Here is a 10,194-nt window from a genome sequence, read left to right as displayed (position 1 = left end):
CCCCGTACGGCCTGCCGGAGGCAACCACGCTTTGGTCTTCTCCGCAACCGGAAAAGCTGGTTGCGGAGAAGACCAAAGCGTGGTTGGGCTGCGCCCAGGCCGTACGGGGAACGAACCGAGGCCCTTCCTGTGGCTGATAGCCCTTCAAGAACTTGAAAACGCCCCTCCAGATGGGGGTGGTTGTGTTGGTGGGTGGGGTGGAGGGTTGGGTGATGAGCTTTCGTGACGCCCGGGACTTCCTGTTGGCCCACTTGACCGACTATGCCGTGGCCCGTGCGGGGTTCGTGTGGCCTGACCTGCGTGAGTTCAATTGGGCGCTGGACTGGTTCGACGAGATCGCGCGCGGCAACGACGGGGTTGCCCTCTGGATCGTCGAGGAGGACGGGCGGGAGGGGCGGTGGTCGTTCGCCGAGTTGTCCCGGCGGTCGAACCAGGTTGCGAACTGGTTGCGGGAGCGGGGGGTTCGGCGTGGGGATCGAGTGGTCCTCATGCTGGGGAACCGGGTGGAGTTGTGGGAAGTGCTGTTGGCGGCGATGAAGCTCGGGGCGGTGGTCATCCCGGCCACCACGCTTCTCGCGCCGGCTGATCTGCGTGACCGGGTCGAGCGCGGGGGTGCGCGGCACGTTGTCGTGGGGGCGGGGGATGCGGTCAAGTTCGACGAGGTGCCCGGGGATTACACGCGGATTTCGGTGGGGGCGCGGGAGGGGTGGCTCGATTACGGGGAGAGTGCGGGTGCGTCGGTCGACTTCGCGGCTGACGGGGTCACCCGGGCTGACGACACCTTGTTGCTGTACTTCACTTCCGGCACGACGGCGCGTCCCAAGCTCGTGGAGCACACGCACGTCTCGTACCCCGTCGGGCATCTGTCCACGATGTACTGGATCGGGCTGGAGCCGGGGGACGTCCACCTGAACATCTCTTCGCCTGGCTGGGCCAAGCATGCCTGGAGCAACGTTTTCGCCCCCTGGAACGCCGAGGCGACCGTGTTCGTCTACAACTACTCCCGGTTCGATCCCGTTCGGCTCATGTCCGAGATGGACCGTTGCGGCGTGACGAGTTTCTGCGCGCCGCCCACGGTGTGGCGGATGTTGATCCAGGCCGACCTGACGGCATTGAAGACGCCGCCGCGCAAGGTCGTCGGCGCGGGCGAACCGCTCAACCCCGAGGTGATCGACCAGGTGCGCTCGGCGTGGGGTGTGACGATCCGGGACGGGTTCGGGCAGACCGAGACGACCGTGCAGATCGCCAACACGCCGGGGCAGCCGGTCAAGGCCGGGTCGATGGGGCGGCCGGTCCCGGGGTACCCCGTCGTGCTCGTGGACCCCGTGACCGGGCGGCCGGGCGCCGAAGGGGAGATCTGCCTGGACCTGGCGCACCGCCCGCTGGGCCTGATGGCCGGCTACCACGGCGACCCCGAGCGCACCGCCGAGGTCATGCGGGACGGCTACTACCACACCGGGGACGTCGGCTCGGTGGACGAAGACGGCTACATCACCTACGTGGGCCGCACGGACGACGTCTTCAAGGCCTCGGACTACCGCATCTCGCCGTTCGAGCTGGAGAGCGTCCTGCTGGAGCACGAAGCGGTGGCGGAGGCGGCGGTGGTGCCGTCGCCGGACCCGGTGCGGTTGGCGGTGCCGAAGGCCTACGTGGTGCTCGCGGCCGGGTTCGCGGCGGACGAGGGGACCGCGTTGTCGATCCTGCGGCACGCCCGGGAGAACCTCGCCCCGTACAAACGGGTGCGCCGGGTCCAGTTCACCGACCTGCCGAAGACGATTTCGGGGAAGATCCGGCGGGTGGAGTTGCGCGGGCGGGAGACCGGCGAGCGGGTGCCGGGGGAGTACCGCGAGGAGGACTTCCCTTCGTTGAAGGGCTGAGCGAGTACGGCTCACGTAGCTGTTGGTTGCCTTTTAGGACCAAGGCCCGGTAGGTTCCCGGCGTGCGCCGCCCAGCCGGGGACCCCCAGACCCGAGGCGGGCGGGCGCCGGTGGTGTCGGCCGGCCGGCACCGCTTGAGGTGCCGCGTGGATGGGCTGGTCCCGGCTCATCCACGCGGCACCCGGACTTATCATGCGCGAATGCTCCGACGCACGTACGACGGTCAGACCTGCTCGATCGCCCGAACGCTGGAAGTGGTGGGCGAGCGGTGGACCCTGCTGATCGTGCGCGACGCGGCGCGCGGGGTGACCCGGTTCGACGGGTTCCTGGACAGCCTGCCCATCGCGCGCAACGTGCTCAGCGACCGGCTGGGGACCCTGGTGCGCCACGGCGTCCTGGACCGCGTCCGCTACCAGGACCGCCCGCCACGCCACGAGTACCGGCTGACCGCCAAGGGGCGTGAGCTGATGCCCGTGCTGCTGGCGCTGATGGAGTGGGGCGACCGGCACCTGGGCGACGAGAGCGGCCCGCCGGTGGTGGCCGAGCACGCGGGGTGCGGCGGCGCGGTGGACGTCCGGCTGACCTGTCGGGACTGCCGGGGGTCGGTCGCGCCCACCGAGGTGGTCACGCGGGAGGTCTGAGCGGCGGTGCCGGGCGGTGGCGGGGGACGGTGCCACCGCCCGGCGCCCGTTCACACGCCGCAGGCCGCTCCGCCGAGGGTCACGCCGGTGGGCGCGCCCGAGGGGCCGTTGGCGGTGAAGCCCAGCGCGACCGACCCGCCCGCCGGCAGCGACGGGCTGTAGGACGGCGCGGTGACCGTGACCGTCGTGCCGGACTGGCTGAACGCGCCGTTCCAGCCGCTGGCGATGGTCACGCCCGCGGGCAGGGTGAAGACCACCTTCCACGGCGTCACCGCGGACGCGCCGGTGTTGGTCACCGTCAGCGAGCCCTGGAAGCCGCCCTGCCACGCGTTGTCCTGCTTCCACGCCGCCCGGCACGCGCCCGGCGGCGGCTGGTCGGTCTTCGTGGTGGTGGTCGTGGTGGTGGCGCCGCCGGTCGGCGGGATCAGGTACGGCTGGAGGATCGACTGCTTGGCCTGGTTGACCGTGGTCCAGTCGTCGCCGACGATGCCGCCCGTGTCACCGGAGTTCGGGTTCCACGACCAGTAGGTGAACGACATGCCGTTGACGCCCGAGCCCGTGTAGGCCATCAGGTTCTCCAGCCACACCTTGTCCTTCGGGTCGGCCAGCGTGCTGCCGAACTCGCCCATCATGATCGGGGCGACGTTGTTCTTGTAGAGGTAGCCCCAGTACTTGTCCCAGATCGCGGGCATGTTGGCCGGGTACTCCGGCGCGTCGAACCACTTCTGCCGGTAGACCGAGGTCGCGTACTCGTGCGGCGAGTAGACCAGCCGGTCGGGCACGGACAGCCGCACCGGGAACTCGCCCGCCTTGGACAGGTTGCCGCCCCACCAGCCGCAGTCCTCGTCGTTGGACGGGTCGTTGTCCCAGACGTTGGACAGGCCGCCGCTGGGGCAGGACACGCCCTCGACGAAGATCAGCCAGTCCGGCTGCACGGACAGGATCGCGTTGCCCGCCCGTTCGGCGGCCAGCCGCCAGTCGCGCGCGGTGTCGCCGCAGCCCCAGCACGCGCCGGTCGCGTTGGGGTTGGTGCCCTCGGCGTGCGGCTCGTTGTGCAGGTCCGCGCCGATCACCGTGGGGTTGCCGGCGTACCGGCGGGCGAGGGCCTTCCAGTCCTCGATCCACGTGGACTCGGGCACGGTCGCGGTGTACCACAGGGCGCTCTGGCCGGCGCTGGTCGGGCGGTGGCGGTCGAGGATGACGCGCATGCCCTTCTCGCCGGCGTAGCCGATGACCTTGTCCAGGATCTGCAGCGGGGACAGGCCGACCAGGTCGGGGTTGACGAAGTCGTTGACGCCGCTGGCCTTCGCGTCGGGCTTGAGCGCGTCGTTGGAGAACGGGACGCGGAGGGTGTTGTAGCCGAGCTGGGCCATCTGGTCGAGCTGCTGCTTCCACGTGCGGTTGGACCACAGGCCGTGGAAGGTCTTGTTGTCGGTCTCCATGCCGAACCAGTTGATGCCGGTCAGGCGGACGGGGGTGCCCGCGCTGTCGACGATCTTGTTGCCGCTGGTCCGCAGGTACCCGGTGGCGGCGGACGCGACCTGCTCCGTGCCCACCGAGACGACCACGCCCGCGACGGCCACCGCCGCCGCGGCGAGTGCGCCCAAGACCGTTCTCCGATGCCGCATACCGCTCTCCTTTGAGCTGCCGAGGGATCTGGGAGCGCTCCCAGACGGAGCGTAGTGGCGGTGGGGACGGTGTCAAGGAGTGGTCGGCGAGTGGTCAGCGGACGCCGCGGGGGCGGAACTGGACGCTGATGCGGGGGCCGACGGCCTTCGAGGTCTTCGGGATCGCGTGTTCCCACGTGCGCTGGCAGCTGCCGCCCATGACGATCAGGTCGCCGTGGCCCAGGGCGTAGCGGAGGGTCTCGCCGCCGCCGCGCGGGCGCAGCATCAACGCGCGGGGCGTCCCGACCGACACAATCGCGACCATGGTGTCCTCGCGGCTGCCTCGGCCGATGGTGTCGCCGTGCCACGCCACGCTGTCCCGGCCGTCCCGGTAGTAGCACAGGCCGGCGGTGCGGAAGGGTTCGCGCAGCTCCGGCCCGTACCACTCGGACAGGGTGTCGCGGGCCTCGGTCAGCACCGGGTGGGGGAAGGCCGCGTCCTCGTCGTAGAAGCACAGCAGCCTGGGCACGTCGACCACGCGCTCGTACATCTGCCGGCGCTCCGCGCGCCACGGGACCTCGGACACCAGGCGCTGGAACACCTCGTCCGCGCCGGTCAGCCAGCCGGGCAGCACGTCCACCCACGCGCCGGCGCTCAACGTCGTCCGGCGGATCCCGGTCAGCGGGCGCAGCCCGACGGGCTCCGCGCCGGTGTCGAACAACGAGACCTGCATGCGCGGAGCTTAACCCGGATCGAACGGGTGTTCGAGTTTTATTCGCTCAATAACTTCAGTGTGGAATAAAAGCTCAGACGTCCGGTTCCGGCTTGCGCCGCCGGCCGCCGGTGCGGGCCGGCTTCCCGTCCTCGGCCCGGTCGGTTTCGGGCGCGGCGGTTTGACCGGCGTCCTTGGTGGTAACCGGCTGGTCGACGAGCAGGATCGCGGCCAGCTCGTCGTAGATCGGTGTGCTGCTCATGGGCCGTCCTTTACCCCTTTCCCGCGCAAGCTACACGCGCCTGCCCAGAGAGTTACGGCCAGGGTCGCGAAAAGGATCAATCCCGACCGGAGCAATGCCGCACCCGGCGGCGGGCGCCGGGTGCGGCCGAACGGGCGGTCCTCCCGGCGGCGGTCACGCCGGGGTCAGCCACACCACCCCGCTCGCGGGCAGGTCGAGCACGCCTTCGACAACGCCGTTGACCACGCCCTCGCCGCCGTACGCCAGGGCGTCGGTGGTGAGCACCTCCCGCCAGGTGCCGGTCAGCGGCAGCCGGTAGCCGGGCAGCGCGACCCCGGAGAAGTTCGCCGCGCACACCACCTGCGACCCGTCCGCCCCCACCCGCCGGAACGCCAGCACGTTCGCCGACGCGTCGGAGACCAGGAGGGCGAACCCGTCGGGCGAGTGGTCGAGGGTGTGCAGGGCGGGGGAGGTCCGGTAGAGCGCGTTCAGGTCCGCCACCAGGCGTTGGACGCCCCGGTGCGGGCCGTCGGAGGCGGGCAGCGACCACGGCAGGGACCCGTCGGCGTTCCACTCGTGCGGCTGTCCGAACTCGCCGCCCATGAACAGCAGTTTCTTGCCCGGGTGCGCCCACTGGTAGGCCAGCAGGGCGCGGACGCCGGCGGCTTTGCGCCGGTTGTCGCCGGGCATCCGCTGCCACAGCGACCCCTTGCCGTGCACGACCTCGTCGTGGGACAGCGGCAGGACGTACCGCTCGCTCCACGCGTAGTCGAACGTGTGGGTCAGGCCCGTGTGCGCGCCCGCGCGGTGCACCGGGTCGTGCCGGAAGTAGCGCAGGGTGTCGTGCATCCAGCCCATGTTCCACTTGAGCCCGAACCCGAGGCCGTCGTCGGCGGTCACGCCGGGCCAGGTGGTGGACTCCTCGGCGAAGACCAGCGCCCCGGGCACGCGGTCGCGCACGGTGGCGTTCAGGGTGCGCAGGAACTCGACCGCCTCCAGGTTCTCCCGGCCGCCGAACGCGTTGGGCAGCCAGTCGGTGCGCGAGTAGTCGAGGTAGAGCATCGAGGCGACGGCGTCCACGCGCAGCCCGTCGAGGTGGAACTCCTCCAGCCAGTACAGCGCCGAGGAGAGCAGGAAGTTCCGCACCTGCGGCCGGTCGAGGTCGAAGATCAGCGTGCCCCAGTCGGGGTGTTCGCCGCGCCTCGGGTCGGGGTGCTCGTAGAGCGGGGCGCCGGTGAACCGGGCCAGGGCCCAGGCGTCGCGGGGGAAGTGGGCGGGGACCCAGTCGAGGATGACGCCGATGCCGAGCGAGTGCAGGTGGTCCACCAGGAACCGGAAGTCGTCGGGGGTGCCGAACCGCGCGGTGGGCGCGAAGTACGACGTGGTCTGGTAGCCCCACGACCCGCTGAACGGGTGCTCGGTGACCGGCAGGAACTCGACGTGCGTGAACCCCGTGTCCTGCACGTAGTCGCCGAGTTCGACGGCGAGGTCCTGGTAGGACAGTCCGGCCCGCCACGACCCGAGGTGCACCTCGTAGATGCTGATCGGCGCGGACGTCCCGTTGACCGTGGCGCGACGGGCGAGCCACTCGGCGTCGTGCCACCGGTGCCGGGTGGCGGTGACGACGGAGGCGTTGGCGGGCGGGACCTCGGTGGCGAACGCGAGGGGGTCGGCGTGCTCGTGCCACGTGCCGTCCGCGCCGAGGACGCGGAACTTGTACCGGCAGCCCGGTCGCACGCCCGGCACGAACACCTCCCACACGCCGCCGCCGAGGTCGCGCAGGGGTGTGCCGCGGCCGGACCAGTGGTCGAAGTCGCCCGCGACCCGCACGCCCCGCGCGCCCGGCGCCCACACCGCGAACGCCACGCCGCCGTCGCGGGGGTGGGCGCCGAGCACCTCCCACAGGCGGGGGTGTTCGCCGCGCGCCACCAGCTCCACGTCCACGTCGGACAGCGTGGGCGGGTACCGGTAGGGGTCGTCGCGGACTTCGCCGTCGACCAGGAGCCGGTGGTCGTGGACGTGGCCGGGCACGATGCCGGCGAACAGGCCGTGCCCGACCGGGTCCAGCGGGAAGGTTCGCCCGTCGACCAGCGCGTGGACGGTGGAAGCGCCGGGCTGGAGCGTGTGGATGGCGGTGTCGGGCCCGGCGGGGTGGGCGCCGAGCACGGAGTGCGGGTCGGGGTGGTCGCCGACGACGAGCCGGTCGGTGTCCTCCAGCGTGGTCATGCGGCACCGTCCAGGATGCGGGTGATCGCGCCGAGCGGGATGCCGACCCAGTCGGGGCGGTGGGCGCGTTCGTAGGCGACTTCGTAGACGGCTTTGTCCAGTTCCAGCGCGTGCAGCAGCACGGGGTGGTCGTGCGGGTCGTCCAGGACGGCGGCGTAGCCGGCGCAGAACGCCTCGCGCAGCCGGTCGGCCCACCGCGGGTCCGGGTCGCCGTGGTGGGCGGCGTAGTCGAACGAGCGCAGCATGGTGGCGACGTCCTGGAGGGCGTGGCGGGGCGCGTTGCGCTCCTCCAGGGGGCGGCCGGGTTCGCCTTCGAAGTCGATGATCGTCCACCGGCCGTCGGCGCGCAGGGCTTGGCCCAGGTGCAGGTCGCCGTGCACGCGTTGCAGGACGAACGGTCCGGGCAGGGTGCGCAGGCGGTCGTAGGCGGCCCGGATGGCGGGTTCGTGCGGCGCGAGTTCGGGGCCGCCGAGGGTGGTCAGTCGCAGGTGGAGGCGGTCGGCGGTGTCGTGCAGGTCGCTGACCGCGGGGTTGCGCGCGCCGAACGCGCGGGCCAGGTCGGCGTGCACGCGGGCGACGGCGCGGCCGAGTTCGGCGGCCTCGGGCACGAACGCGGCGCGGTCGCCGGTGGTGGCCAGGGTCCAGCCGTCGCGGCAGTCGGGCAGGTACTCCTGGAGGACGCCCAGCGCGGTGGGGACGCCGTCGAGGTGGGTGGTGACCGTGCCCTGGAGGCGGGCGACGTGCTGCGCGCCCACGTCGTGCAGGGCGCGGTGCAGCTCGACGTCGGGGTGCGGGCCGGGTTGGACGCGGCGGAACAGCTTGAGGATGTGCCGGTCGCCGAGGACCAGCGAGGTGTTGCTCTGCTCGGCGTCGAGGACGCGGGCGGGCAGGCCGGGGACGACGTGCGCGCCGGGTTCGGGGTCGAACGCCGGGCCGGGGCCGCCCGACCGGTCGCGCAGCGCGCCCAGCAGCCGGGTCAGCAGTCCGGTGTCGTGGGTGGCCGCGTAGAGCGCGCCGTCGGGGGTGTCGCCGATCCGCGCGTGGGCCAACTCGTCGGGCAGGGTGGCGCGGTGGCCGAGCAGGAGCTGGTAGCGCTCGCCGTCGGCGGCGACCAGCAGGTGCAGCAGGGCCGGGTCGCCGTGGACGAGGGTGGTGACGCGCTCGACGTGGACGGCTGCGGCGCGGGTGCCCGCGTACCAGCGCTGCCGGACCAGCCAGTCGGCCAGCGCCGTGGTGGTGGAGACCGCGGTGTTCATGACGCCTCCAGGCGGAACCAGTAGAAGCCGTGGCCGGGCAGGGTGAGCTGGTGGCGCTCCGCGGTGACGCGGGGGAAGCGCGCGCCGCCGGTCAGCTCGACCGGGACCAGGCCGTCGAGGCCGCGCAGCTTGATCTCGACCGGCTGCGGGTGGGGGGAGAAGTTGAAGACGCACAGCAGGGTGGTGTCGCCGTGTTCGCGCAGGTAGGCGAAGGCGGCGGTGTTGTCGACGTCGACCTCGCGGAACGCGCCGAGCCCGAAGGCCTCCTCCTGGCGGCGCACGGCGAGCAGGTCGCGGGTCCAGTGCAGCAGGGAGGCGCGGTGGGAGAGTTGGGCCTCGACGTTGACCGCCTGGTAGCCGTAGACGGCGTCGCTGACCACGGGCAGGCACAGCTTGCCGGGGTCGGCGGTGGAGAACCCGGCGTTGCGGTCGGGGGTCCACTGCATGGGGGTGCGGACGCCGTCGCGGTCTTTCAGCCAGATGTTGTCGCCCATGCCGATCTCGTCGCCGTAGTACAGGACCGGCGAGCCGGGTAACGACAGCAGGAGCGCGGTGAGCAGTTCGTGCCGGCCGCGGTCGTTGTCCAGGAGCGGGGCGAGGCGGCGGCGGATGCCGACGTTGGCTTTCATGCGCGGGTCGGGGGCGTATTCGGCGTACATGTAGTCGCGTTCTTCGTCGCTGACCATTTCCAGGGTCAGCTCGTCGTGGTTGCGCAGGAAGATGCCCCACTGGGCGCCGGCCGGGATGTCGGGGGTGCGGGCGAGGATCTCCGACACGGGCAGCGCGGACTCCTTGCGCAGGGCCATGAACAGCCTCGGCATGAGCGGGAAGTGGAACGCCATGTGGCACTCGTCGCCGCCGACCCTGGGGTCGCCGAAGTAGTGGGCGACGTCGGCGGGCCACTGGTTGGCCTCGGCGAGCAGGACCCGGCCGGGGTACTCGTCGTCGACGACCTTGCGCACCAGTTTGAGGAAGTCGTGCGTCTCGGGCAGGTTCTCGCAGTTGGTGCCGTCGCGCTCGAACAGGTAGGGCACGGCATCCAGGCGGAACCCGTCGATGCCCAGGTCCAGCCAGAACCGCAGGACGTCGAGCATCGCCTGGCGCACGGCCGGGTTGTCGTAGTTGAGGTCGGGCTGGTGGGAGAAGAACCGGTGCCAGTAGAACTGGCCGCGCTCGGCGTCCCAGGTCCAGTTGGACTTCTCGGTGTCGACGAAGATGATCCGGGTGTCGTCGTAGCGCTGGTCGGTGTCGCTCCACACGTAGAAGTCGCCGAACGGTCCGTTCGGGTCGCGCCGCGACTCCTGGAACCACGGGTGTTCCGCCGAGGTGTGGTTCATGACCAGGTCGGTGATGACCTTCATGCCGCGGCGGTGCGCGGAGTCCAGCAGGGCGACGAAGTCGTGCAGGTCGCCGAATTCGGGGCGCACGGCCCGGAAGTCGCTGATGTCGTAGCCGCCGTCGTTCATCGGGGAGGCGTAGAAGGGCGGCAGCCACAGGCAGTCCACGCCGAGCCACTCCAGGTAGTCCAGCCTGGACTCCAGGCCCGCGAGGTCGCCGATGCCGTCGCCGTCGGCGTCGGCGAACGCGCTGACCAGCACCTCGTAGAACACCGCGCGCTTGAACCAGTCCGACAC

Annotated in this window: 8 protein-coding genes; 2 read left to right on the top strand and 6 right to left on the bottom strand. The window is 71.4% G+C overall.

From position 1 onward, the window contains the following. Nucleotides 1–212: 212 nt before the first annotated feature. The gene (locus tag AB0A74_RS21435; RefSeq protein WP_358251835.1) at nucleotides 213–1,877 is read left to right on the top strand and encodes an AMP-binding protein; all 1,665 of its coding nucleotides are present in this window, start codon (nucleotides 213–215) and stop codon (nucleotides 1,875–1,877) included. A gap of 200 nt (nucleotides 1,878–2,077) precedes the next feature. After that, nucleotides 2,078–2,518 carry a helix-turn-helix domain-containing protein gene (locus AB0A74_RS21430; protein ID WP_358251833.1) on the top strand — a complete coding sequence of 147 codons (441 nt, stop codon included), beginning with the start codon at nucleotides 2,078–2,080 and terminating at the stop codon, nucleotides 2,516–2,518. Nucleotides 2,519–2,568: 50 nt separating this feature from the next. On the opposite strand, the gene AB0A74_RS21425 is transcribed toward AB0A74_RS21430, so the two are convergent. The 6 genes from AB0A74_RS21425 to treS all read right to left on the bottom strand — a co-directional run bounded on the left by AB0A74_RS21425 (nucleotide 2,569) and on the right by treS (nucleotide 10,194). Then, on the bottom strand, nucleotides 2,569–4,146 hold the full coding sequence (locus AB0A74_RS21425; protein ID WP_358251831.1) for a cellulase family glycosylhydrolase: 1,578 nt from the start codon (nucleotides 4,144–4,146) through the stop codon (nucleotides 2,569–2,571). Nucleotides 4,147–4,240: 94 nt separating this feature from the next. Then, nucleotides 4,241–4,858, bottom strand: a complete 618-nt coding sequence (locus tag AB0A74_RS21420; protein ID WP_358251829.1) for an alpha-ketoglutarate-dependent dioxygenase AlkB — start codon at nucleotides 4,856–4,858, stop codon at nucleotides 4,241–4,243. 73 nt (nucleotides 4,859–4,931) lie between these two features. Beyond that, nucleotides 4,932–5,099 (bottom strand): hypothetical protein, encoded by a 168-nt coding sequence (locus AB0A74_RS21415; protein ID WP_358251828.1) that lies wholly within the window; start codon nucleotides 5,097–5,099, stop codon nucleotides 4,932–4,934. 153 nt (nucleotides 5,100–5,252) lie between these two features. Further along, a complete protein-coding gene (glgB, locus tag AB0A74_RS21410) occupies nucleotides 5,253–7,304 on the bottom strand; it encodes a 1,4-alpha-glucan branching protein GlgB (protein ID WP_358251826.1) in 2,052 nt (683 codons plus the stop codon). Further along, nucleotides 7,301–8,560: an aminoglycoside phosphotransferase gene (locus tag AB0A74_RS21405; protein WP_358251825.1), complete on the bottom strand. Its 1,260-nt coding sequence runs from the start codon at nucleotides 8,558–8,560 to the stop codon at nucleotides 7,301–7,303. Before AB0A74_RS21405 ends, glgB begins: the two co-directional genes overlap by 4 nt. Next, on the bottom strand, nucleotides 8,557–10,194 hold the full coding sequence (treS, locus tag AB0A74_RS21400) for a maltose alpha-D-glucosyltransferase (protein ID WP_358251824.1): 1,638 nt from the start codon (nucleotides 10,192–10,194) through the stop codon (nucleotides 8,557–8,559). Before treS ends, AB0A74_RS21405 begins: the two co-directional genes overlap by 4 nt.

Source organism: Saccharothrix sp. NPDC042600, assembly GCF_040647305.1.
GTDB lineage: Bacteria > Actinomycetota > Actinomycetes > Mycobacteriales > Pseudonocardiaceae > Actinosynnema > Actinosynnema mutabilis.
This window is presented reverse-complemented; position numbering and strand designations above follow the sequence as displayed.